Origin of the sequence: Novosphingobium sp. BL-52-GroH (assembly GCF_044813085.1) — a bacterium.
In the GTDB taxonomy this organism is placed as follows: Bacteria; Pseudomonadota; Alphaproteobacteria; order Sphingomonadales; family Sphingomonadaceae; genus Novosphingobium.
In genome coordinates this window covers 2293517-2316970 of the sequence record NZ_CP171152.1, presented here as the reverse complement: position 1 = coordinate 2316970, position 23454 = coordinate 2293517, and the positions used below count along the sequence as shown (strand labels likewise).

Sequence of the window (23454 nt, the reverse complement as noted above, 5' to 3'; positions counted from 1 at the left end):
CACGCTGAACCTTGCCGCGTGGCCAATCAAGCCTCCGGTGCGACCCGTACCAGCAACTTGCCGAGGTGGTCATGGCCCGAGAACACGCTGGAGAAGGCCCCTGGCGCCGCCTCGAGCCCGTCGACCACCGACTCGGCGAGGCGAATCCGGCCCTCCTTCATCCACCCGGCGATGGCGGCGAGACCCTTTTGCCCCGCGAAGATGCCGGCGAATCCCCTGATCTCGAGCGCCTTGGCCATGATCTGGCGATAGAAGCCGGGCAGGCGATCGGGCCCCGGCCCTTCCATGCCCATGCCGTAGTAGGCGATGAACCCGCACATCGGCATGCGCGCGCCGCGCTTGAGATGCGCCAGCACGGCCAGCGTGACATCGCCCCCGACGTTGTCGAGATAGACCTCGGCGCCTGCGGGCAGCGCCGCTCCGAGCTGGTCGGCGAAGTCGGGCGCCCTGTAGTCGGCCACCGCGTCGAACCCGAGGTCGAGCAGCGCCGCGCACTTGGCCGCCCCCCCGGCAATGCCCACCGCACGGCCGCCCAGGACCTTGACGATCTGCCCGGCGATCGAGCCGACCGCCCCGCCCGCGGCGGAAATCACCACCGTCTCGCCGGCCTTGACCCGCCCGACGTTGACGATGCCTTCGTAGGCGGTCTGCCCCGGCCCGCCCAGCGCGCCGAGCGCGGTGGAGACCGGCGCCAGCGCCGCGTCGACCTTGCGCGGGGGGCCGCGATAGTCGCTGCGGTCCGGCGCGGCGACGCTGTATTCCTGCCAGCCGCTGCGCCCCTCGACCACGTCGCCGGGTGCATAGTCGGGATGGCGGGAGGCGGCGACCTGGCAGACCGTGGGCCCCACCATCACCGCGCCCGGCTCCATCCGGCTCGCGCCCGAGAGCAGCCTCTCGTCGAGCGAGAAGCGGATCAGCGGGTCCACCGCCAGGTAGAGCGTGCGAAGCAGAAGTTCGCCCTCCCCCGCCTCGGGGACGGCGACCTCCTCGATGCGGAAGTCGGACGGCTGGGGATTGCCGCGCGGATAGGAGGCAAGGACCACCCGTTTCACGGTCAGCCTCCCGTCTTGCGGCCGGCGCTGAGGCCGCCGTCGACCGGCAGGTTCACGCCGGTGATGTTGGATGCCAGGTCCGAGGCGAGGAATAGCGCGGCCGAGGCCGTGTCGCGCGGGTCGATCGGCTTGCCCAGCGGATGCGCCTTGCCCATGCCTTCGAGGATGCGGGCCCGGTGCTCGCCGTCCGGGTCCATGCCCGCGTAATGGGTGAGCATCCCCGCCGGGCACACCGCATTGACGCGGATGCCCTTGTCGGCGACCTCGATCGCCAGGGCCCGCGTGAGCTGGACCACCGCGCCCTTGGTGGCGCCATAGAGCACGCCGCCGTAGCCCATCAGCCCCGCGACCGAGGCGGTGGAGACGATCGCGCCGCTGCTCCCCTGCTTCTCGAACTGCCGGATCGCCGCCTGGCAGCCATAGACGACGCCGTTGACGTTCACGTCCTCGACCCGCTTGATCTCCTCGGGCGAACACTCGACGAGGGAGCGCAGGCCCTTGCCGGGGACCGGGGCGATGGTGATGCCGGCGTTGTTGTAGATCACGTCGAGCCGGCCGAAGGCTTCGACCGCCGCCGCCACCGCCGCCTCGACGCTGGCCGGGTCGACGACGTCGCAGAAGACCGCGATCGCCTCGCCGCCCGCCGCCCCGGCGAGAGCCGCGGTGTCCCGGGCACCGGCACGGTCGATGTCGGCGGCGACGACTTTCGCGCCATGCTCGCAGAACAGCAGCACCGCGGCCCGCCCCACGCCCGACCCCGCGCCGGTGACGAGCGCGACCTTGCCCTGAACCAGTCCCTGCATCTGCGTCCTCTCCCTGTCGTTCCGCATCACCCGCCGATGGTCAGTGTCGTGACCATCTGGAACTCGCGCAGGCCGTCGATGCCCCGCTCGCGGCCGAGGCCGCTCATCTTGATGCCGCCGCCGCTGGCGTAGCTCGACATGACCGCGCCATTGACGTTGACCGCGCCGCTGCGGATCTTGAGCCCGACCTCGAGCGCCTTGACCCTGTCCGCCCCGTGCACCCAGCCGGAAAGGCCGAAGCGCGAATCGTTGGCCATCTCCACCGCGTGATCGAGATCGCGGTAACCGATGACGCCGACCACCGGCCCGAAGATCTCCTCCTGCGCGGCGGGGTTCGAATTGTCGGGCAGGTCGAGCACGGTCGGTTCCCAGTAGAAGCCCTGATCCAGCCCCTCCGGCCGCTTGCCGCCGCACACCACGCGGCCCCCGGCCTCGACCGCCGCCCGGGTGAAATGCGCGCAGCGGTCGCGCTGGGCGGCGCTTATGACCGGGCCGAGTTGCGTCGCCGGATCGCCGGCCGGCCCGATCCTCACGGTCGCCAGCAACGCCGCCATGCCTTCGAGCACTTCGGCCTTGCGCTCCTGCGGCACGAACACCCGCGTGCCCAGTACGCAGCCCTGCCCCGCGTGCGAGGTGCACACCGACAACGCCGCCGACGCCGCCCGGCCGACCGCGTCGGGCAGGTAGATCTGGGCCGACTTGCCACCCAGTTCCAGCACCAGCCGCTTGAGGGTGGGCGCGGCCTGCGCCGCCACGCTGGCGCCGACCGCGCACGATCCGGTGAACGAGACCATGTCGACGCGCGGATCGGTGGTCATCGCAAGGCCGCCGGCCAGACCCGGCTCGACGATCACGTTCATCACGCCGGGGGGCAGCCCCGCCTCCACGGCCGCCTCGGCGAAGATCATCGAGGATAGCGGGGTCAGCGGGTTGGGCCGCAGGATCACCGTGTCGCCGGCCATCAGCGCGGGAACGACCTTCCAGAACGCGGTGTAAAACGGCACGTTGTAGGCCGAGATCGCCGAGACCACGCCCAGCGGCGACCAGCGCTTGAGGCTCTGCACGGCGAAGTGCGGGTTGACCCGCTCATGCATCGGCAGCGGATTCGCCTCCTGCTCCGGCAGGCGCAGGAACAAGTCGACGATCTCGTCGGTCATGCGCAGCGGGGCGTGGACCTGTGCCCCCATCACCGTCGACGAGACCGGGCACCCCGCCTCCTTCACCGCGCATGCGCTCAGCCAGTCCGCCCGCTTGCGCATGGCTTCGCCGAAGCGGGTCATCGCCGCGGCGCGCGCCTTCATCGTCAGGCCCGACCACGCCCCGGAATCGAAGGCCCGCCGCGCCGCGCCGATCGCCGCGTCCGCCTGTGCCGCCGAAACGCCGGTCACTTGCGCGACGACCGATTCGTCGGACGGATCGAGCACGTCGAATCGCGCGCCTTCGCCCTTCACGAAGGCGCCGTCGATGTAGCCCGCACATTCCAAGCCCGACTCTCCCGATATATTCACATTGGTGAATTATTATTCGTGAATTAGGCTAACCGACTATCGGTCGAGCGTCAATCATCCGACCTCGCGCTTATGCGAGGAGCCTTGCGTGCCTTGCCACGGCTAGGGGTCGTGCCTATCCAAAGTCCGAACGCGCGGGCGTCCGGTCGAGACGCCCCACCCGGCACACACGAGGAACCGCACGAAATGGCCTACACCGACTTCCTGAAGCAGCAGTGCTACATCGACGGCCAGTGGGTGGATGCCGATTCCGGCGCGACGTTCGAGGTTACCGATCCCGGTTCGGGCGCGGTGCTGGGCACGGTTCCCAAGATGGGCGCCGACGAAACCGCCCGCGCGATCGACGCGGCCGAAGCCGCGCTCCCCGCCTGGCGTGCCAAGACCGCGGGCGAGCGCTCGAAGCTGATGCGCAAGCTGTTCGAACTGATGCTGCAGCACCAGGACGACCTGGGCGAACTGCTCACCCGCGAACAGGGCAAGCCGCTGGCCGAAGGGCGCGGCGAGATCGCCTATGGCGCCAGCTTCATCGAATGGTTCGCCGAAGAGGGCAAGCGCGCCTACGGCGACGTCATCCCCGGCCACGCGCCCGACCGCCGCATCGTCGTCATCAAGCAGGGCGTCGGCGTCGTCGCCGCGATCACGCCCTGGAACTTCCCCAACGCGATGATAACCCGCAAGCTCGGCCCGGCGCTGGCGGCGGGCTGCACCATCGTCATCAAGCCGGCTTCGGCCACGCCCTATTCGGCCCTGGCGATCGCCCGGCTGTGCGAGATGGCGGGCATTCCCAAGGGCGTCGTCAACGTCGTGACCGGCAGCGCCGGCCAGATCGGCTCGGCGCTGACGTCCAGCCCCAAGGTCGCCAAGCTGACCTTCACCGGCTCGACCGAGATCGGCCGCGACCTGCTGCGCGAATGCGCCGAGACGATCAAGAAGTGCTCCATGGAGCTGGGCGGCAACGCGCCGTTCCTGGTGTTCGACGATGCCGACGTCGACGCCGCCATCGAAGGCGCGATGATCTCCAAGTTCCGCAACGGCGGCCAGACCTGCGTGTGCACCAACAGGTTCTACGTCCAGGACGGCGTCTACGACGAGTTCGTCACCAAGCTCGCCGCGCGCGTCAACGCCATGACCGTCGGCTACGGCCTCGATGCCGGCACCGACGTCGGCCCGCTGATCGACGAGAAGGCGGTCGAGAAGGTCGAGGAGCACCTCAAGGACGCGGTCGACGGCGGCGCCAAGGTCCTCGCCGGCGGCCAGCGCAACGCGCGCGGCGGCAGCTTCTTCAACCCCACCGTGATCGCCGGGGTGAAGCCCGACATGAAGCTCGCGCGCGAGGAGACTTTCGGCCCGCTCGCCGGCGTGATCCGCTTCACCGAGGAAGCCGAGGCGATCCGCATGGCCAACGACACCGAGTTCGGCCTCGCCAGCTACTTCTACGCCAGCGACCTGTCGCGCGTGTGGCGCGTGGCCGAAGGGCTGGAAGCGGGCATGGTGGGCATCAACACCGGCCTCATCTCCACCGAAGTGGCACCCTTCGGCGGCGTCAAGCAGTCGGGCCTTGGCCGCGAGGGTTCGCACTACGGGCTCGATGACTACATGGAGGTGAAGTACCTCTGCATGGGCATCAAGCCGGCCTGAGCCCGAGCCATCCGACGGTCCCGGCATGCGCCGGGATCGCGGCTGCCGGCGGGGTCATTGACATTTGTAACCATTTAGGTTACATCCCCTTCCATCCTGGGTGGGCGCCGTACACGTCCGCTCCGGTGTATCGGGTCGGCGTCGTGGGCCGGGACACGGGGTGCAGCCGTGATCGCGCACGCCACGCGTCCAGCAAGGCCCGGACCGTCTTCTAGGCTCTGGAGCCGCTCCCTTTCATCGGAGCGGTGTACCGGAAGTCCCATGACCGCCAACGATGCGAGCCCTAACGTCGGTCATACGAGACGGCTCCGATGGAATGCAGGTCGCGCCGGGCTGTCTCCAGTCGCTACCCGGCCATTCGCACGAGATGACGGAAAACCCGCGTCCCGACGAGGACGCTCCCGACGCCGGCCCGATGTTTCGTGCAGCGTTGTTTCCCCCGGCGTTACCCCGCATTCGCCAGCGGGCGACGAGCCATGTCCGGTTGCTCTCCCACCCGGGAGGGGATCACCCCAGCAGCGTCTCGATCTGGTCCATCGTCGCGCTGAAGTCGGCGACGAGCCCGCGATACGGATCGGGTCCGGTCATATCCAGGCCCGAAGCCTTGATGATGTCCACCGGATCGGCCGAGCCGCCGGCCCGCAGCACGTCGAGGTAGCGTTCCGCTTCCGCCTTGCCGCCCTTCAGGATCGAGTGCGCGAACCACGTCCCCGCCGCGATCGACGTGGCGTACTTGTAGACGTAGAACTGGCTGTAGAAGTGGGGAATGTAGGCCCACTCGATCGCATAGGGCGCGTCGATCACGAAGTCCGGGCCGTGGTAGCGCTTGAGCAGCTCGAGGTAGACCCGCGTCAGGCTCTCGCCCGAAAGGCCCTCGCCGGCCTCGGCCATCTCGTGCATCTTCAGTTCGAACTCGGCGAACATGGCCTGGCGGAAGAACGTGCCGCGCATCCCCTCCAGCCGCATGCCGAGGTAGTAGATCTTCTCCTCGGCGGTCTTCGCCCGGGCCAGCATGTACTCGGCCAGCAGCACCTCGTTGCAGGTCGAGGCGATCTCGGCGGTGAAGATCGGGTAGTCCGACAGTTCGAAGGGCTGCGCCGAACTCGCCAGCAGCGTGTGCATGGCATGGCCCCATTCGTGCGCGTAGGTGGACAGCCCCTCGTAGTTCTCGGCCAGGTTGAGCAGCAGGTAGGGGTGCACGCCATAGGCGGCCCCGTTCATGTAGGCGCCGGGGCGCTTGCCGGGGCGGGGCAGCGGGTCCATCCACTTCGCCGCCGTCGCCTCGCCCAGCCGCCTGACGTAGTCCGGCCCGAGCGGGGCCACCGCCTTGAGCGTGATGGTGCGCATGTCGGCCAGGGTGAACTTGCGCTCCAGGCTGACCAGCGGCGGATAGATGTCGTAGTAGTGGATGTCCGGCAGCTTGAGCATCCGGCGGCGCAACTGGAACGAGCGGTGCAACTGCGGCAGGCCGGCATCGGTCTCGGCGATGAGCGTGCGGTAGACGCCCTCGGGCAAGTTGTCCGCCGCGAGCGCCGCCGCCAGCGAACTGGGATAGCTGCGGGTGCGCGCCTCGAAGACGTCGCCCTTGAGCTTGGCCGCCATCGCCGCGCCCAGCGAACTTTCGAAGGTGCCCAACTCGCCGAAGAAGGCGTCCATCACCTTCTTGCGGTCGTCGCGGTCGGGCGCGTCGCGGGTGAACGTGTAGCCCTGCGCATCGAGGCGCTGGGTGCGTCCGTCCGAGAGCGTGACGGTGGGCCAGGGGATGTCCGAGCTGAACAACTGCCCGCGGATGGTGTCGGGGCCCGACAGCGGCGAGGACACGGCGGCGAGGATCTGCTCGCCCCGGGCATCGAGCGTGTGCGCGGCGAGGCGCAGGGTCTTGCGCAGCGAATAGGCGAAGCGGCGACGCAGCGTGGCGTCCGCGGCGATGTAGCTCTCGACCTTGTCCCTGCCCAGCTCGAGCACTTCGGGGCTGGTCCAGGCGGTCGCCTCGCCAAACGCGGCGTAGAGGTCCTCGACCTGGGCATTGCGCTCCTGGTTGACCGCGACCCGCACGTCCTCGTCCGCCCGCAGCGAGGCGTAGACGTAGACGCGCATGAGCTTGAGCGTGACCGCCGAGATGTCCTCCAGCGCCCTGGCCATGGCCCCCGCACCCTGGCCCAGCGTGCCCTTGTAGGCGGAGAGGCGCGGCAGCGCGGCGACCACCTCCTTGCGGGCGGCATCCCAGGCCGGGAGGTCGGGGTAGAGGTCGCCGAGGTCCCAGGCGGCGGCGCCGGACTCGGCGGCGTGGGCGGCGGAGCCGGCCAGCAGCGCCGAGGCGAGCGGAGGCAGGGCCGAGGTCAGGGGAAGCGCGGCAGCCAGGCCCAGTGCACCGCGACGGTCGGTTTCGATCATGGATGTGTCCCTTGCAGCTGCGCCCGGAGCGTGGGCACGGTGATGATCGGAAGCTATCGCCTGGATCGTCGCTGGCAAGGTGGTTCGATTGCGATCGTCATCCCGGCGCGGGCCGGGACGACGAAGCCCCCGTCATCCCGAACTTGATCCGGGACGGTGGTGTACTCTCGAGGCGAGGGAGCCCTCGCCCGCTCCCGTTCAGGCCAGCGCGGCCTTCAGGGCATCGACGAGGTCGGTGCGCTCCCAGGGGAACAGGTCGCCCTCAGGCTCGCGGCCGAAGTGGCCGTAGGCGGCGGTGACGCCGTAGATCGGCTTGTTGAGGCCAAGGCCGATACGGATGCCGCGCGGGGTCAGGCCGCCGAGCGTATCGGCCGCGACCTTGGTGATCGCCGCCTCGAGGTCGGCGTCGCTGGCGCTGCCGGTGCCGTGGGTGTCGACGTAGAGCGAGAGCGGGCTCGACACGCCGATCGCGTAGGACACCTGGATGGTGCAGCGCGTCGCCAGACCCGCCGCGACCACGTTCTTGGCAAGGTAGCGCGTCACGTAGGCGGCCGAGCGGTCGACCTTGGTGGGGTCCTTGCCCGAGAACGCGCCGCCGCCGTGGGGAGCGGCGCCGCCGTAGGTGTCGACGATGATCTTGCGGCCGGTGAGGCCGGCGTCGCCGTCGGGGCCACCGATCTCGAACGAGCCGGTCGGGTTGATGTGGAACACCGTCTCGGGCGTGACGAAGCCTTCGGGCAGCAGTTCGGTCACGACCTTGCGGACGTAGGCCTTCAGCTCGGCTTCCTTTTCGCCCGCGTCGTAGCCCGGCTGGTGCTGGGTCGATACGACCACGGCGGTCGCGGCGACCGGCACGCCGTTCTCGAAGCGCAGGGTGACCTGGCTCTTGGCGTCGGGCTCGAGGAACGGTGCCGCGCCCGAGTGGCGATCGTCCGCCAGGCGGTGCAGGATCTTGTGGCTGTAGTACAGCGTGGCCGGCATCAGGTCGGGCGTCTCGTCGCAGGCGTAGCCGAACATGATGCCCTGGTCGCCGGCGCCTTCGTCCTTGTTGCCGGCCGCATCGACGCCCTGCGCGATGTGGGCGGACTGGCCGTGCAGGCGGTTGATGAACTCGAAGGTCTCCCAGTGGAAGCCGTCCTGCGCATAGCCGATCTTCTTGACGACCGCGCGGACGGTCTTCTCGATCTCGGCAAGCGCGCCGTCGGCCCACTGCCCGTTCTCGTAGACGCCCTTGCAGCGGATTTCACCGGCGAGGACGACGAGCTGGGTGGTGGTCAGGGTCTCGCAGGCGACGCGCGCCTCGGGGTCCTTTGACAGGAAGAGATCCACGATGGCGTCGGAAATCTGGTCGGAGACCTTGTCCGGGTGGCCTTCGGAAACGCTCTCGGACGTGAAGACGTAGTTGCTGCGCATGAGAAACCCTGGGATATAAAGGAAGCTTTATGTGACCGGAGGGGTCTAGCCCCGCCGACGGCTCAGTGCAACCACGCAAAGGCTTGCAAAAAACAGCAGCGCGGCGAGCGCCAGCGGCAGCAGGTTGCCGTAGCGGGCGAACGGCGTCGCCTCGTGGGCCGGCGGAATCAGTCCGTCGAGGCGCCCGGCCTGGTGGCGTGGGACGAAGGCGCGCACCACGCCGTCGGCATCGATCACCGCGCTGATCCCGGTGGTGGTGGAGCGCAGCACCGGCAGCCCCTCCTCGATCGCCCGCAACCGCGCCTGAGCGAGGTGCTGCGGCGGCCCCCAGGCGCCGAACCAGCCGTCGTTCGAAGGATTGAAGATGTAGTCCGGCCGGTTATGCCGATCGACGACCTGGCCGCTGAACACGATCTCGTAGCAGATCTGGATACCGGCCTTGCCATAGCCCCCGAAATCGAGAGTCCGCGGCCCCGGGCCCGGCCGGAAATCGAGAGTTCCGGCCACCAGGCGGCTCGCGCCCAGCGGCTCGAGCAGCCAGCGCAGCGGCAGGTATTCGCCGAAGGGCACGAGGTGCGCCTTGGAATAGCCGGCGAGGATGTTGCCGTCGCCATCGACCGCGGTGACCGAGTTGCGCGCCGCGACGGCATCGCCGTTCTCGACAACGAGATCGACGGCCCCGGTCAGCAGCAGGCCATAGGGACCCACCACCCGCCCGATGCGCCGGCGCGAGATGCCGGGATCGCCGGCATAATTGTAGATGCGATAGACGTAGGACGGGTAACCATCGCGCAGGAAGTCGGCGAGGCCCGATTCGGGCCAGAACACCACGCGCCGGTCTCCCGCGCCGCGCGGCAGCGAGAGCATGGCGAGCTTGCGGAAACTGGGTTCGAACTGGCGCGGGTCGTCGATCACTTCCTGGCGCAGGTCGGGCTGGACGAGGGTATAGGCGATCGCACCCTCGCCCGCCTGCGGCCCCGGCGCGGCCATCACCAGCGCGAGCCCGGCAGCGACTGCGACGACCGGCACGGACCAGAGCAGGCGCCCGGCCGCCGTGCGCGGGGCCCCGCCGCGCACGCACAAGCCGGGAATGCCGGCCAGCAGCGCCAGCACGCCGGACAGGCCGTAAGTCCCTATCCAGGGCGCCAGCAACGCCAGGCCACGCCCTTCGAAAGGTCCCAGCAGCGCCACTCCCAGCGGGTTCCAGGCGAAGCCGGTGAACAGCCAGGCGCGCAGCCATTCGGTGACGATCCAGGCTGCGGCGAAGGCCAGGACCAGCCCTCCGAAGGCGATGGCCCCACCCTTGCGGTCGGGACGCAGGACCAGCCACGCGGCCAGGACGGTGAAGGCGGGGAACAGGGCGAGGTAGAGCGCGAGGAGGACCACCGCGATCATGCCCAGCCACGCAGGCATCTGCGCCTGGTAGGTGAAGGCCGTCGCGATCCAGTCGTTGCCGAGAGTGAAGTGGCCGAGCCCGAAGCACCAGCCCAGCGCGAAGACCTGGCGGCCGCTGCGAGCATGGGTCACCAGTTCGAGCAGCCAGGCCACGCCGATCAACGTCAGGGGCCACAGGGCGAGGGGTTGGAAGCCGCAGGCGGCGATCGCACCGGCCACGAGCGCGGCAAGGGCGCGCAGGAGCGGGCGTGGTGGCGCCAGGGCAAGGCGCGGATAATGAAGGAAGGGCGAAGCGCGCCGGTCGGACTGCATCGTCCAGGGCTTGTAAGCCCGGCCCGGCGCGACGCAAGACAAGTTGCGCCGCGCCGGGAAGAGTTCAGCCGTTCACGGCTTCCGGGGTCGCACCGGCACCGTCGGCCGCAGGCTTGCGAGCGCGGCGGCGGCGAGGCTTTTCCTCGGCGGCGGGCTCGGCAGAGGCGTCGGCCGGGGCTTCCACCGGGGCTTCGGCGGACTGTTCGACCGACGGGGCCGCCGGCTTGGGAGCCGACTTGCGAGCCGGCTTGCTCGAAATGGCGGGCGGCAGCACGGCGGCATCGAAGTTGCCCTGGGCGTCTTCGGGAGCAGCCTGCGCCGAAGCGGCAGCCTGGCCTTCGCCATCATCCTCGCCATCGCGCGGACGGCGCGGCTTGCGCTGCTTCAGGCCGCGGCCGGGGCCCCGGTTGTCGCGCACGAAGGGGTTCTCCGGCGGCTCGTACATCGAGGGCTGGGCTTCCACCACCGCTTCCGGAGCGGCCTCTACCGCCGCGGCGGGTTCCTCGGCCGCAGCCTCGAAACGGGGCTCGCGTTCGGCCCGCTGCTCGGAACGCTGTTCGCGATCCTGGCGGGGTTCGCGATCCTGGCGGGGCTCGCGATCCTGGCGGGGAGCACCGTCCTGGCGCGGAGCACGGTCCTGGTGCTGCGCCGGCATCGTCGGGGTCTCGCCATAGGGGTCGTAGTCCGACACGCCGTAGTCGTCGTACTCCGACGGCCGGTCGTCCCGGCGCGGCTGGCGCGATTCGTCCTGGCGCTGCTTCTGGTCGGCGATGACCCGGAAATAGTGGTCGGCGAACTGGAGGTTGTACTCCTCCGTCACGCGATCACCGTTCAGGTGGGCATCGTGGGCCAGCTTCCGGTACTTCTCGAGCATCTGGGGCGCGTTGCCGCGCGCCCGGCTGTCGATCCGGTTGGTCTGCTGGCCACCGCCCTGCTGACGATTGTTGTTACCGCGGCCACGCCTGCGGTTATTGTTGTTGTTACCGCGATTGTTATTCAAGGATGATTTTCCTCAAAACCCCTGGCATACGCCCGAGCCTCACGGGCCGGTATGCCGAATGTCGTATGATCCCGGCTGGCCCCCCGGCTGCCGCGAGTTCCACATCTGCGTTGCCGTGGCGATGAAACCGCGACCACTTGCACATGCTGGAGGCGATCCGGGTATGGGAAAACATCGTCCATAAGCCGGTTCGCATCGATCTCTATGCATTCTGCCTGCGAATTCCAAGCGAAAACTTACGCGCCTCGTACGTTTGTCCCCGAAAACGCGATGACCCGAGCGCGTCCGGCAAGGTCGCGGTGGAGCCGGGCAAACAGCCCGCAGGCGGCGCCGATCGCGGCGACGGCTTCGGCCTGCTCGTGGCCGATCTCGACCAGCGCGACACCGCCCGGCGCCAGCAGGCCGGGCAGTTGGGGCACCAGCACGCGGTAGTCGTCCAGCCCCTGCGGCCCGGCGAAGAGCGCCTCCGCCGGCTCGAAGCCGCGCACCGAGGTGTCGAGCGCGGCGTCCTCCTCGACGTAGGGCGGGTTGGCGAGGACGAGGTCGAAGCGACCGAACCCGTCGCTCCAACCCGGCGCGTGCCAGTCGGCGACGGTCATCCGGGTCCGCTCGCCAAGGCCCAGCGCCTCGGCATTCGCCTGGGCGACGGACAGCGCGGCAGGCGAGCGGTCGATGCCCAGCCCTTGCGCTGCGGGCAGGTTGGCCAGGGTCGCCAGCAGCAGCGCCCCGGAGCCGGTGCCGCAGTCGAGCACGGTGCGCGCATCGGGCCGGGCCGCCAGCGCCGCCTCGACCAGCGTTTCCGAATCGCCGCGCGGGATGAGGACTTCGGGGCCGACGCGGAAGGGCAGGCCGTAGAACTCCTGGTGCCCGGTGATGTAGGCCACCGGCTCATGGCCGGCGCGGCGCTCCACCAGGGCTGCGAAGCGCGCGGGTGCCGGATCGCGCATGTGCATCAGCAGCAGCCGCGAACGGTCGACGCCCAGCGCATGGGCCATAAGGACTTCGGCGTCGAGCCGCGCGGTGTCGCTGGTGGCGGCGAGACGCTCGGCGGCCTCGCGGATGGCCTGGGCGGCCGTGGCGGCTGCCTCGGGACTGTCACCCATCCATCGACGCCAGGCGCTTGGCCTCGTCCTCGGCGATGAGGGCATCGACCAGTTCGGCCAGCCCCGGCCCCTCGAGGATTTCGGGCAGGCGGTGAAGCGTCAGGTTGATGCGGTGGTCGGTCACCCGGCCTTGCGGGAAGTTGTAGGTGCGGATGCGCTCCGAGCGGTCGCCCGAGCCGACCATCGCCTTGCGCGCCTCGGCCTCGGCCCCTTGCGCCTCGTCGCGCATCTTCTCGTAAAGGCGCGCGCGCAGGACCTGCATGGCCTTGGCCTTGTTCTTGTGCTGCGAGCGTTCGTCCTGGCAGATCACCACGAGGCCCGAGGGCAGATGGGTGATGCGCACTGCAGAATCGGTGGTGTTGACGTGCTGGCCGCCCGCTCCCGACGCACGGTAGATGTCGATCTTGAGGTCCTTGTCGTCGATCTGGACGTCGACCTCGGTGGGCTCGGGCAGGACGGCGACGGTCGCCGCCGACGTGTGGATGCGCCCGCCCGATTCGGTCACCGGCACGCGCTGGACGCGGTGGACGCCGCTTTCGAACTTGAGCTTGGCGAAGACCCCGGTGCCGCTGACGTTGGCGACGACTTCCTTGAAGCCGCCGACGTCGCTGGCGTTGGCGCTGACCATCTCGACCCGCCAGCCCTGCTCCGCGGCATACTTCTCGTACATGCGATAGAGGTCGGCGGCGAACAGCGCGGCCTCGTCGCCGCCGGTGCCGGCGCGGATTTCGAGCATCGCCGGGCGCACGTCGGCGGCATCGCGCGGGAGCATGGAGATGGCGAGGCGGCGCTCGGCCTGCGGAAGCGCGGCCTTGAGGCGCAGCACTTCCTCGGCGGCGAGGGCGCGCATCTCGGGGTCGGGATCTTCGAGCGCCTGGAGCGATTCGAGTTCGGCGCGCATGGCGACGATATCGGCGGACACCCGCGCCACCGGCTCCAGCTCGGCATAGTCGCGACTGGCGGCGACGAAGGCGTCGCTTTCCAGCGTGCCCGAAGCGAGACGCGCTTCGAGTTCGGCGAAACGGGCGCCGATCTGCGCGAGGCGGGCGTCGGAAATGCTCATGAACCCATCCTCGGGCCGGGCCATCGCGATGCTCCGGCCCCAGATTCGCGCGTCATGGGAAAGTCCCCGATCACGGCTGGATCGACACCATCACCTGCTCCACCGCCAGGCGTGCAGGCGTGGTATCGCCAGCGCGCAAGTTGGCGACGGGCACGCCGTCCTTGATTCCGAACGAGACAAGCACCTTGGCCCCCGACTTCACCGCCTTGTCGAAGCGCTTTCGGGGGCTGCCGGTGGCGATCATCTCGGCGTCGATGCCCTGGTGGCGCAGCGCGGTGATGGCCTTGAGCGCGAAAGGCAGCGCCGCGTCGTCCTCGACCGCGAGGATCGCGGTGAGCGTGGGTTCGGCGGCGCCGCCGGCATCGGCGACCAGCATCGCCAGCCGCTCGATCCCCGCCGCCCAGCCGACCGCCGGGGTCTCGGGACCGCCCAGCGCGACCATCAGCCCGTCGTAGCGGCCGCCGCCGAGGACGGTGCCCTGCGCGCCAAGCCGGTCGGTCACGAATTCGAAGGCGGTGTGGCGATAGTAGTCGAGCCCGCGCACGAGGGCCGGGGCGCGCACGAAGTCCACCGAGGCCGCTTCGAGGCCCTGGGTCACCGCAGCGAAGAAGTCCTGCGCCTCAGCCGAGAGGAAATCGTCGATCCTGGGCGCGTCGGCGGTGAAGGGCTTGTCGCGCGGGTCCTTGGAATCGAGGATGCGCAAGGGATTGCGCTCCAGCCGGTCCTGCGAATCCTCGCTCAATGCTTGCCTGTGGTCGCGGAAATACTCGACCAGCGCGGCGCGCCAGGCGTCGCGGCTGGCGCCGTCGCCCAGGGTGTTGAGCTGCAGCGTCACGCCTTCGGAAATGCCGAGTTCCTTGAGCAACTGGTCGGCCATCACCAGCAGTTCGACGTCGGCCATCGGCTCGGCCGCGCCGATCACTTCGGCGTCGATCTGGTGGAACTGGCGGTAGCGGCCCTTCTGCGGACGCTCGTAGCGGAACAGCGGGCCGTGGGTCGCGACCTTGAGCGGCGCGAACTGCTTCCAGCCGTCGGTCAGGTAGGCGCGGGCGATGCCGGCGGTGAACTCGGGCCGCAGAGTCAGCGAATCGCCGCCGCGGTCCTCGAACGAGTACATCTCCTTGGAAACCACATCGGTCGTCTCGCCCAGCGAGCGCGAGAATACGGCGGTCTTCTCGAAGACCGGCATCTCCGCGCGGCGGAAGCGATAGAGCCGGCGCACGCGCTCGAAGGTCTCGACGACGTGGGCGAAGGCCTCGGCCTCGGCGCCGAAGATGTCCTGGGTTCCGCGAATGGCTTGAGGAGTGGTGTTCATGACGCGCGCGCTTAGCCGACACGCGCCCGTGGGGGAAGTGGTGCCGCCGAAATGACGGCATTGGACGGTTGCCAAATGAGCCGGGAGGCGCAAAGATTCGGGTAATGACCAAAAGATTTGCGATTACCACGCTCCTCGCCTCCCTGCTCCTCTCCACTTCGGCGATGGCCCAGGACAAGACCCGCACGACCCCCATGGCCCCCCCGCTGCCGCCGGAAATCCCGGCCGCCCGCGACGTGCCTTATGCCGGCACGGTCTCGCTCAGGATCGACGCCAGCGACGTGGAGCGCGGCGTCTACCGGGTGGTGCAAACGTTCCCCGTGGCCGCCGGCACGAAAGGACTGACGCTGCTCCAGCCCGGCTGGCTGCCCGGCAACCACTCCGAAACCGGACCTTATGCCCTGCTCGCGGACATCCACTTCTTCGCCGATGGCAAGGAGATCGCCTGGGTCCGCGATACCGTGGCGGTCAATGCCTTCCACCTCGCGCTGCCCGAAGGGACGCAGGAAGTCACCGCCCGGTTCGTCCACACCTCTCCGCTCCAGACCAGCGAGGGGCGCGTCACGATGACGCAGGAAATGCTCAACCTGCAGTGGGAGAAGATGAGCCTCTACCCGGCCGGCTACTACACGCGCGGGATCACCGTGAAGCCGACCGTGACGTTCCCGCGAGGCTGGACCGTCTACACCGCGCTCGATGGCAAGGCGCAACAGGGCGACACCCTGAGCTGGGCCGCGATCGACTACGAGCGCCTCGTCGATTCGCCGATCTTCGCAGGTATCCACGCCCGGCGCTGGGACCTTGGCCAGGGCGTTTCGATGGACGTCGTCGCGGACGCGCCGGACCTGCTGGCGATCAAGCCGGAGAACCTCCAGACCTACCGCAAGCTCGTCACCGAGGCGCTGGCGACGTTCGGCGCGCGGCACTTCGACCACTACGACTTCCTGCTGGCCCTGAGCGACCGCCTCGGCGGCATCGGCCTCGAGCATCATCGCTCGAGCGAAAACCAGATGGAGCCCAAGACCTGGATCCACTGGGACGACATGGACTGGGACCGCAACGTGATCCCGCACGAGTTCGTGCATAGCTGGAACGGCAAGTTCCGCCGCCCGGCCGACTTGTGGACGCCCGACTACCAGCAGCCGATGCAGAACACGCTGATGTGGCTCTACGAAGGGCAGACGCAGTTCTGGGGCAATGTCCTGGCCGCGCGCTCGGGCGTGCAGACGCGCGAGACGATCGTGGGCACGTTCGCGAACGCGGCGGCCAAGTACGCCGAGGGAACCCCCGGCCGCGGCTGGCGCTCGGTGGAGGACACGGTCAACGCGCCCCAGCTCAACCGCCGCAAACCGCTCCCCTACGCATCGCTCACCCGGGGCGAGGACTATTACGTCGAAGGCGCGCTGGTGTGGTTGGAAGCGGACCAGATCATCCGCCAGGGCACGCGCGGCGCCAAGGGCCTCGACGATTTCGCCAGGGCCTTCTTCGGCACGCACGACGGCGACTGGGGTGAGCTAACTTACGATTTCGACGAGATCGTGCGGACCCTGGACGGCGTCTATCCCTACGACTGGGCCAGCTTCCTGCGCACCCGGATCTACGGGACCGGCCAGCCCGCTCCGCTCAAGGGAATCGAGATGGCCGGCTACAAGCTGGTCTGGAAGGACAAGCCCAACAGCTACGACAAGGGCGTGTCCGATTCGCGCAAATCGCTCGACCTCACGTATTCGCTGGGCATCACGCTGAACAAGGACGGCGAGGTCACCGCGACCCTGTGGGACGGACCGGCCTACAACGCAGGCATCGTCAACACGGTGAAGGTCGTCGCCGTCAACGGACAGGCCTATGGCGAGGACGTGATGAAGGATGCGGTAACCGCCGCCAAGACCGGCAAAGCGCCGATCGCGCTGCTGGTCCGCCGCGACGACCGCTACCAGACCATCGCCATCGACTACCATGGGGGCCTGCGCTACCCATGGCTGGAAAGCACCACGCCGGGCAAGGCCAATGCGTTCGACCGCCTTCTCACGGCCCGTCGGAACTAACGTCCGTTCATCCCAATAGCCTGTTGCAGTGCAATAGTTGCAACGCTAAGCCCGCGCGCATCGTGATCCAACCGGCGCGACTTCCACAGCGCCAGTTCAAGTAAGGACCATTATGCGCATCGACATGATCCCCGTTGGCGACAATCCGCCCGAAAGCCTCAACGTCGTGATCGAGGTCCCGGTCGGCGGCGAGCCGGTCAAGTACGAGTTCGACAAGGCCTCGGGCGCTCTTTTCGTGGATCGCATCCTGCACACGCCGATGCGCTACCCTGCGAACTACGGCTTCGTGCCGCACACCCTCTCGCCCGACGGCGATCCGCTCGATGCGCTCGTCGTGGCGCGTTCGCCCTTCATCCCGGGCTGCGTGGTGAAAGTGCGTCCGATCGCCGTGCTCAACCTCGAGGACGAGCATGGCGGCGACGAGAAGCTGCTGTGCGTGCCCGTCAATTCGACCTTCCCCTACTATTCGCACGTCAACGAGAAGGAAGACCTGCCCGACATCGTCTACCAGCAGGTCGAGCACTTCTTCACCCACTACAAGGACCTGGAGAAGGAAAAGTGGGTTCGCGTCGGCACCTGGGGCAATGCCGCAGATGCACGCCGCATCGTGATGGAAGCCATCGAGCGCTACGAGGCCGCGAAGACGGCCTGATCTTCGGATCGACGATTTCCACTCCCCATGTGGACGGGGGTCGACGGCGCAAGCCGTCGGCCCCTTTGTCGTTTCTGGGAGCGGCATGGCCGCCCGACCCCGAGGCCGGTGTTCTCCCGCAGTGCCGGACGGCAAAAGCATCGCGATCCCCGTTCTGGATCATCGACAGCACCCCTCGCCCCGCCTATCTAGGAAGTGTCCACTAATTCACAGTTCAAGGTGCCAATGGTCTACGAAACGCTGATCGACGTCGACGCGCTCAGGGCACTGGTGGCCTCGGGTGGCGACCTCCTCCTGCTCGATTGCGAATTCGAACTGGGCATGCCCGACAAGGGACCCGCGATCTACGCGCAGGGCCATATCCCCGGCGCGCGCCATGCCCATCTCGACGACGACCTCGCCTCCCCGCCCGACGGCAGCAATGGCCGCCATCCGCTTCCCGCCCCCGTGGCCCTTGCGGCATGGCTGCGCGCGCAAGGGTTGCGACGCGGCCAGCAGGTCGTCGCCTACGACAGCAGCGGCGGGGCCTGGGCGGCGCGGGCGTGGTGGCTGCTGCGCTGGCTCGGCCATGGCCCGGTCGCGGTGCTCGACGGCGGCAAGCCTGCCTGGGTCGCCGCCGGCCTGCCGCTCGAAAGCGGCGCGCCCCTGCCCGCCGTCTCGGGCGACTTCGAAGCCGGCGAACCGCTGGTGCCCGCCCCTGTATCCGCCGCCGAAGTCCTCGCCAACATCGAGGCCGGCACCGCGCAAGTGCTCGACGCGCGCGATCCCTCGCGTTTCGCCGGAGACCCCAATCCGATGGACCCGGTCGCCGGGCACATCCCCGGTGCCCGCAACCGCTTCTTCCGCGACAACCTGGGGCCCGACGGCCGCTTCCGGGACGCGACCGGCCTCGCTGCCGATTTCTCCGCATTGCTGGGGGGGGCTCCGGCGATCCTCCAGTGCGGCTCGGGTGTCACCGCCTGCCACAATGCCCTGGCGATGGCGGTGGCGGGGCTGCCCGCCGGGAGGCTCTACCCGGGGTCGTGGAGCGAATGGATCGCCGATCCCGCGCGCCCGGTCGCCACTGGCCCGGCCTGACGAAACCGGCGCAGGTCCCCCATCATTACAGAACTTGTGAGTTGTAATGGCGGGGAAATCGGCTTCTTCTCGACCGGCCGGAGCGGTCATTGGAGGCCGCCCGCGTTCACCTGAGGGGGTGGGGACTGGGATGCGCAAGCTGCTGTGCGCGATCGTACTGGCCAATGCCGCATGCGGGACGGCACTCGCCGCGCCCAGCTCCACCGGGCCGTCACGCACCGCCGCCACGCAGGCAGACCTGCGCGACTTGCGTGGCTACGATACCCGGGGCGACCCGGAAGCGGCGCTGCGCCACATCGACGCCGTGCTCGCCCAGGCCACCCCCGACCGCGGCATCGACCCGGTCGACCTGCTCTATGCCCAGGCCGTGCGCGCCCGGGCGCTCTCATCGCTCGACCGCACCGAGGAAGCGCTGGCGCTGTTCCGGCAGGTCGATGCCGGTCTCGATGCCCGCAAGGCCGAGCCCAGCGCCGATCGCGCCGGTCTGCTGCTCCACATCGGCGCGGAACTGGGCTCGCTGGGCAAGCTGGACGAGGCGGAAAACTACACCCGGCGGGCCCTGGACCTCGCCGCCCGCGTCGCCGGCAGGCAGAGCCCGGAATATGCCGAGGCACTCTACGGCCTCGGCCTCATCGACTACCAGCGCGGCCGGCAACTCGAGGCGATCCCCCCGATCGCCGAGGCGCTCGCCATCGCCCGGGCCCACGCGCTCGCCACCGGGGAAAACCTCGACGGGCCGGCCGAATACGGCATCAGCCTCGCCGCCCTGCAGCTCTACGTCTCGGATGCCGACACCGCGATCGTCTCCGCCCGCGAGGCGGTCGCCTGGGCCGAGGCGCACTTGCCGGAGAACCACCGCGTGCGCGTCGCCGCCACCCAGCAGCTCGGCGCCATCCTGTCCGAAGCGGGGCAGTACGCGCAGGCGATCCCGATCCTGCGCGCGACGCTGGACAAGCGCCGCGCGATCCTGCCAGCCGATAGCCCGCAAGTGGCGATGTCGCTCCACGCGCTCGGCTATGCACTGGACAATGCCGGGATGCGCGCCGAGGCCGGGCCGCTCTACGACCGGGCCGTGGCGATCTTCGAGGCCAATCCCGATCGCATCCAGGCCAACGGCCTGGCCACGATGATCGGCCAGCAGGCCCGCATGGCGCAGTGGGAGGGGGACGAGGACAGGGCGGTGACCCTGCGCGAAAAGGCGCTTGCGGCGGCGCGGCGCTATTCCTCCTCGCCCGAGGACCAGGTCGTGCTTTCCGCCGAGTCCAACCTCGCCGCCGGGCTCGTCGCCGCCGGGCGCAAGGCCGAGGCGCTGCCGCTTCTCGCCCACGCCCGCGACGGTTTCGCCAAAGGCACCAGCCCCACCAACAAGCGCCGCATCGCTGCCACCGCCCTCGCCGCCCGGATCGCGGCGGACGAGGGCCGGCCGGCCGAAGCGCTGGCGCTGCTGGGTGGCGGCCTCGCCCCACTGCGCGCCCGCCTGCTCGACCGCGCCACCGCCCGTCGCGACGTGTTGGCCATGGCGCAGGAATTTCGCGGTGCCTTCATGCAACTGAGCCGCATCGCCGCGCTCGGCAACGATCAGGCTGCCGCCTTCGACGCCCTGCAGATGGCGAACCTGGGCGACCTGCAAGGCGCCTTCTCCTCGCTGGCGGTGCTCCAGGACGACTACGGCACCGAGGCCCGCGCCGCGATCCGCACCTACCTCTCGCTCGCCGCGCGCGGTCGCCAGTTACGCAAGTCGCTCGACCAGGCGATGATCGCCGGCAACGATGCCGCGACGCGCCAGCTCGACGCGCAGGTTTCCACGGTCGACGCCCAGTTGCGCGATGCCGATGCCCGGGTCGCCGTGCTGGTCCCCGGATATCAGGCGCTCACCGCCGTCGAGCCGGCGCGGCTTGCCGATGCCCGCGCGCGGCTCAAGCCCGGGCAGGGCCTGCTGCTGGTGGGGGCCGACGATGCCGGCATCGTCACCCAGCTCGTCACCCGCGATGCCGTGGTGACCGGCGAATCGCCCGTCGCGGCACGGCAGCTGATGCAGCTGCAACAGCGCCTGCGCGCCTCGGTCGAGGCCGGGCTGCTGGACGAAAGCCATGCCGGCTTCGACCGCCAGGCCGCATTCGAACTCTACGCGCTGATCTTTCCCGAACCCATCCGCAAGATCCTCGGGCCCGTGCGCGAACTGGAGATCCTGGCCCCGGGAAGCCTTTCCACGGTGCCTTTCTCCGCGCTCGTCAGCCGCGCTCCCAAGGGCGACGACGCAGATCCGCAAGCGCTGCGCAAGACCCGCTGGCTGGTGCGCGACCACGCAGTCAGCGTCATGATAAGCGCCGAGCCCCTGCCCCGCCGCGCGGCCTCGGCAGGCCGGGCGATGACGTTCGCCGGGATCGGCGCGCCCCTGCTGGGTCCACCTGCGGTGCTGGCGTTGCGCTCGGCGCCGCGCATCCAGGCCGGAGACGTCGGCGTGGCTTCGCTCGCCCAGCTTGCCAGCCTGCCCGACGCCGCGCGCGAACTGCGCGACATGGCGCGCCGCTTCGGCGGGAAAAGCCAGCTCCTGATCGGCCCGCAGGCAACCGAAACCGCCGTCAAGCAGGCCCCGCTCGAGCAGGCGCGGGTGATCGCGTTTGCCACCCACGGTCTCGTCGGCGGCGCGTTGCGCGGGGTCGTGGAACCGGCGCTGGTGATGACCCCGCCGCGCGAACCGTCCCTGCTCGACGACGGTTTGCTGACGGCTTCGGAAGTGGCCCAACTGCGCCTCGACGCGGACTGGGTGATCCTCTCCGCCTGCGACACCAGCGCCGGCGACAGCGAGAACGCGCCCACTTATTCGGGACTCGCGCGCGCGTTCATCTCGGCGGGATCGCGGGCGCTGCTGCTCTCGCACTGGCCGGTGCGCGACGACGTCGCCAGCCGCCTGACCCTGCGCACGCTGGAAGGCGCCCGCGCCGGCCTGTCGCGGCCCGAGGCGCTGCGCCGGGCCCAGCTTGAGGTCCTGCGCGACGCCGAAGTACCCGGCGGCGCCCACCCTGCAAGCTGGGCGCCGTTCGTGCTGGTGGGGGATTGAGGACAGGGGCGTCGTCCCGGGCCTGGTCCCGGGACGAGGGTTCAGGCCGCTCTCGTCACTTCGCCAGTTCGGCCTCGATCGCACCGACCAGTTCCGGGTCCTTCGGCGCCGTGCCGGGAGCGAAACGTCCGACCACCGAGCCGTCGCGCGCGATCAGGAACTTCTCGAAGTTCCACAGCACTTCGGGGTCCTCGTTCGGCGTCATGCCGTAGCCGCGGAACTTTTCCTTCATGCCGGCGACATCGCCCTGCTTGGTCGGCACGGCCTCGGTCAGGGCGGCATAGAGCGGCTGCTTGGCCTCGCCGGTGACGTCGGCCTTGGCGAAGAGCGGGAACGAGACGCCGTAGTTGATCGAGCAGAACTCGGCGATTTCCTCGTGCGTGCCGGGCTCCTGCGCGCCGAAGTCGTTGGCCGGGAAACCGAGCACTTCGAAGCCCTTGTCCTTGTACTCCTTGTAGAGCGCCTCAAGGCCTTCGTACTGGGGCGTCAACCCGCACTTGGAGGCCACGTTGACCACCAGCAGGACGTTGCCGGCGTGATCGGCCAGGCTGTCGGGGGCGCCGTCGATACGCTGCAGGGGAATGGAGGCGACGTCGGTCATTGAAGATACTCCCATGGAATTGCGAGAAGGTTATGGGGTCGCCACAAGGCCGCCGCAAGACAATCAGGACGAGCTTGTCAGGACGGGGGATAGCCAATCGGGATCATGCGTGAACGGCATCTCGCCGCCTTCGCGCAGCGCCGTGAGGATCGCCGCGAAATCGGTGTGTGCCCGCCAGCCGAGCAGGCGCTGCGCCTTGGCCGGATCGTAGATGCGCTCGATCCGCTCGGGCAGCACCCAGCCAGCGCGGGCATAAAGCGCCGCGGCATCGGGAAAGCGCCGCGCGATCACCGCGCGCGCATCCGTGGCCAGCTCGACCGCGTCCTCGCGCGCGAAAGGCGGCGGCGCGGACAACACGAACGTCTCGCAACCCTCGATCCGCTCAAGCGCGGCCAGATGCGCCAGCGCCGCGTCGGCCACCGTCAGGCGGCGACCCAGGAATTCGTTCGCCTTCAAGTTGGGGCCGCAGGGCACGGCATGGGTGTCGTCGTCCTCGGGAAAGAAGCGCCCGGTGCGCAGGACTGCCACCGCCATGCCGCTTTCGCGCGAGACCAGCCGGCACAAGTCCTCGCCCGCGCGCTTGGTCACGCCATAGACGTTGCGCGGGGCCACGGGGCCGAAGCTTTCGTCCATCCACCATGCGCCCGCGCGCCCGGCCCCGGCACGCACGTCGTCGCGCACCATCAGCGAGGTGGTCGAGGTGAACACGAAGCGCGGATGGCCGGCCTCGACGGCGGCCTCCAGCAGGTTGAGCGTGCCGGTCACGTTGACGTCGACGAAGGCCTGCCGCGGGAAACGGGCAATGTCGGGCTTGTGGAGCGCGCCGGAATGGATCACCGCCTCGATCCCGTGATGGGCGACCGCCTGGAACGCGAGGGCGCGGTCGGCCACCGAACCGACGATGGTGGTCGCTGCGCCCGGCGTCACGTCGAGCCCGGTCACCTCGTGCCCGCGCTCCGCCAGCAAGGGCGCCAGATGCCTGCCGAGCCAGCCCGAGGAGCCCGTCAGCAGCACCCGCATGG

Annotated in this window: 17 protein-coding genes; 5 read left to right on the top strand and 12 right to left on the bottom strand. The window is 69.4% G+C overall.

Annotation, left to right across the window (positions count from 1 at the left end; all coding sequences use genetic code 11):
• Positions 1–26 precede the first annotated feature (26 nt).
• From ACFFDA_RS23825 to ACFFDA_RS23815, 3 genes are read right to left on the bottom strand one after another with little or no spacing between them, the layout of a single operon-like run.
• A complete protein-coding gene (locus ACFFDA_RS23825) occupies positions 27–1052 on the bottom strand; it encodes an NADP-dependent oxidoreductase (RefSeq protein WP_404479745.1) in 1026 nt (341 codons plus the stop codon).
• A 2-nt stretch (positions 1053–1054) separates the two neighbouring features.
• A complete protein-coding gene (locus tag ACFFDA_RS23820; protein ID WP_404479744.1) occupies positions 1055–1855 on the bottom strand; it encodes an SDR family NAD(P)-dependent oxidoreductase in 801 nt (266 codons plus the stop codon).
• Positions 1856–1881: 26 nt separating this feature from the next.
• Complete coding sequence (locus ACFFDA_RS23815) at positions 1882–3339, bottom strand: aldehyde dehydrogenase family protein (protein WP_404479743.1); 1458 nt, start codon at positions 3337–3339, stop codon at positions 1882–1884.
• A gap of 210 nt (positions 3340–3549) precedes the next feature.
• On the opposite strand from ACFFDA_RS23815, the gene ACFFDA_RS23810 reads away from it, so the two are divergent.
• A complete protein-coding gene (locus tag ACFFDA_RS23810; RefSeq protein ID WP_404479742.1) occupies positions 3550–5001 on the top strand; it encodes an NAD-dependent succinate-semialdehyde dehydrogenase in 1452 nt (483 codons plus the stop codon).
• Between the two features lie 507 nt (positions 5002–5508).
• Here ACFFDA_RS23810 and ACFFDA_RS23805 read toward each other — a convergent pair.
• From ACFFDA_RS23805 to hisS, 7 genes are all read right to left on the bottom strand, one after another.
• On the bottom strand, positions 5509–7395 hold the full coding sequence (locus ACFFDA_RS23805) for a M3 family oligoendopeptidase (protein ID WP_404479741.1): 1887 nt from the start codon (positions 7393–7395) through the stop codon (positions 5509–5511).
• Positions 7396–7593: 198 nt separating this feature from the next.
• Complete coding sequence (gene metK / locus ACFFDA_RS23800) at positions 7594–8808, bottom strand: methionine adenosyltransferase (RefSeq protein WP_404479740.1); 1215 nt, start codon at positions 8806–8808, stop codon at positions 7594–7596.
• A gap of 45 nt (positions 8809–8853) precedes the next feature.
• Positions 8854–10515, bottom strand: coding sequence for an apolipoprotein N-acyltransferase (lnt, locus tag ACFFDA_RS23795; protein ID WP_404479739.1), 1662 nt, complete (start codon positions 10513–10515; stop codon positions 8854–8856).
• A 64-nt stretch (positions 10516–10579) separates the two neighbouring features.
• Positions 10580–11515 (bottom strand): DUF4167 domain-containing protein, encoded by a 936-nt coding sequence (locus ACFFDA_RS23790; protein ID WP_404479738.1) that lies wholly within the window; start codon positions 11513–11515, stop codon positions 10580–10582.
• Positions 11516–11751: 236 nt separating this feature from the next.
• Positions 11752–12618: a peptide chain release factor N(5)-glutamine methyltransferase gene (gene prmC, locus ACFFDA_RS23785; protein ID WP_404479737.1), complete on the bottom strand. Its 867-nt coding sequence runs from the start codon at positions 12616–12618 to the stop codon at positions 11752–11754.
• Complete coding sequence (gene prfA, locus ACFFDA_RS23780; RefSeq protein WP_404479736.1) at positions 12611–13681, bottom strand: peptide chain release factor 1; 1071 nt, start codon at positions 13679–13681, stop codon at positions 12611–12613. Before prfA ends, prmC begins: the two co-directional genes overlap by 8 nt.
• 70 nt (positions 13682–13751) lie before the next feature.
• On the bottom strand, positions 13752–14996 hold the full coding sequence (gene hisS, locus ACFFDA_RS23775; protein ID WP_404479735.1) for a histidine--tRNA ligase: 1245 nt from the start codon (positions 14994–14996) through the stop codon (positions 13752–13754).
• Between the two features lie 104 nt (positions 14997–15100).
• Between hisS and ACFFDA_RS23770 the strand changes: the two genes are divergently transcribed.
• The 4 genes from ACFFDA_RS23770 to ACFFDA_RS23755 all read left to right on the top strand — a co-directional run bounded on the left by ACFFDA_RS23770 (position 15101) and on the right by ACFFDA_RS23755 (position 21831).
• Positions 15101–17041 (top strand): M61 family metallopeptidase, encoded by a 1941-nt coding sequence (locus tag ACFFDA_RS23770; RefSeq protein WP_404479734.1) that lies wholly within the window; start codon positions 15101–15103, stop codon positions 17039–17041.
• A 112-nt stretch (positions 17042–17153) separates the two neighbouring features.
• The gene (gene ppa, locus ACFFDA_RS23765) at positions 17154–17693 is read left to right on the top strand and encodes an inorganic diphosphatase (RefSeq protein WP_404479733.1); all 540 of its coding nucleotides are present in this window, start codon (positions 17154–17156) and stop codon (positions 17691–17693) included.
• Positions 17694–17918: 225 nt separating this feature from the next.
• On the top strand, positions 17919–18770 hold the full coding sequence (locus ACFFDA_RS23760) for a sulfurtransferase (protein ID WP_404479732.1): 852 nt from the start codon (positions 17919–17921) through the stop codon (positions 18768–18770).
• A gap of 130 nt (positions 18771–18900) precedes the next feature.
• Complete coding sequence (locus ACFFDA_RS23755) at positions 18901–21831, top strand: CHAT domain-containing protein (protein WP_404479731.1); 2931 nt, start codon at positions 18901–18903, stop codon at positions 21829–21831.
• A 55-nt stretch (positions 21832–21886) separates the two neighbouring features.
• Here ACFFDA_RS23755 and ACFFDA_RS23750 read toward each other — a convergent pair whose 3' ends face one another.
• Both ACFFDA_RS23750 and ACFFDA_RS23745 read right to left on the bottom strand, forming a co-directional pair.
• Positions 21887–22432 (bottom strand): glutathione peroxidase, encoded by a 546-nt coding sequence (locus ACFFDA_RS23750; protein ID WP_404479730.1) that lies wholly within the window; start codon positions 22430–22432, stop codon positions 21887–21889.
• A gap of 63 nt (positions 22433–22495) precedes the next feature.
• Entirely contained in the window at positions 22496–23452 is a 957-nt protein-coding gene (locus ACFFDA_RS23745; protein ID WP_404479729.1) for an NAD-dependent epimerase/dehydratase family protein, read from the bottom strand.
• Positions 23453–23454: the final 2 nt, after the last annotated feature.